Origin of the sequence: Flexibacter flexilis DSM 6793 (genome assembly GCF_900112255.1) — a bacterium.
In the GTDB taxonomy this organism is placed as follows: Bacteria; Bacteroidota; Bacteroidia; order Cytophagales; family Flexibacteraceae; genus Flexibacter; species Flexibacter flexilis.
Map to the genome: position 1 here is coordinate 1 of NZ_FOLE01000045.1, position 1,163 is coordinate 1,163.

The 1,163-nt window shown below is 46.0% G+C and carries 1 protein-coding gene; it reads left to right on the top strand.

What is annotated here, in order from left to right:
* Nucleotides 1–96: 96 nt before the first annotated feature.
* A partial coding sequence (locus tag BM090_RS18080; protein ID WP_177200021.1) for a recombinase family protein occupies nucleotides 97–1,163 on the top strand: 1,067 nt, incomplete at its 3' end.

Genomic DNA, 1,163 nt, shown 5'->3' on the forward strand with positions numbered 1-1,163 from the left:
TCATAAAGAAATGATTTTGCTCTTGCTACTGCCTTGCAATTGCGTATAATCAGGCGGTGAAAGCCGCCTTTTTCTTTAGCCCTTTTTCTCTACATCATGGTTAATGCAGTTATTTATTGTCGTGTTTCCTCCGACCTTCAGGTGCAAAACGGTGCGGGCTTGGACGGTCAAGAAATTGCCTGCCGTCAGTACGCCCAAGCCAAAGGCTGGAATGTGGTACAGGTTTTCAAGGAAGAAGGCGTTTCGGGCGGATTGCTGGAAAGACCCGCTTTGTTGAGTTTGTACCAGTTTGTGGCTTTGCATAATGCCAAAAACCCCAACAAAATCTTATATTTTTTGTGTGATGACATTGACCGCATCGCCCGCGATATTGTGGTACACATGCAAATCAAACAGGAGTTGGAAAGATTGGGTTTGTCTTTTGTAACCGTCAAAATGACCTTCGACAACACGGCCACAGGCAGATTTTCGGAAGGAATCATGGCCTTGCAAGCGGAGTTTTTTCGCAGACAAAACGCGGAAAGAGTCTTTTCGCGTCAGCACGCCCGCATGATGGATGGCTATTGGCCACGAACTCCACCGCTTGGCTATCAGCACATTAAATCTCCCAACGGCGGAAAAGTAATCGTGTTCAAAGAACCCGAAGCGAGTTTGGTCAAAGAAGGATTGGAAGCCTACGCCAGCGATAAAATACAAACGATAAGGCAGTTGAAAGATTTTTGGAACAGCCAAGGACTGCTTTCGCAGCAATGTATTTCCAAGAAAGCCAAAAGCGGAATCAGCCTCAATGCCACCAGTAACATTCTTAATCAACTGGCTTACACTGGTCATATTCATTATCAGAAAACCAGCAAAAACAAATTTGGCACCAGCCGAACACGAAATATTCCCTTTCGTAAGGCCAGACATGAAGCCCTGATTTCGTTGGAGACTTACCAAAAAATTCAAGAGAAATTGCACCAAAAACGCCCGAACATTGTCCCCGCAGGCTTGTCGGAGGACTTCCCTTTGAAAGGTTTTTTGACGGATGAAGACGGAAATTGTTTGTTGGCGGGTTGGAGTAAAGGCAGGAACCAACTGTATCCTTATTACAGGTTTAGCAGCACCTCCGCGCACAAAGACAAGTCCATGAATGCCGAAACTGTTCATGGGCGACTGCGCCA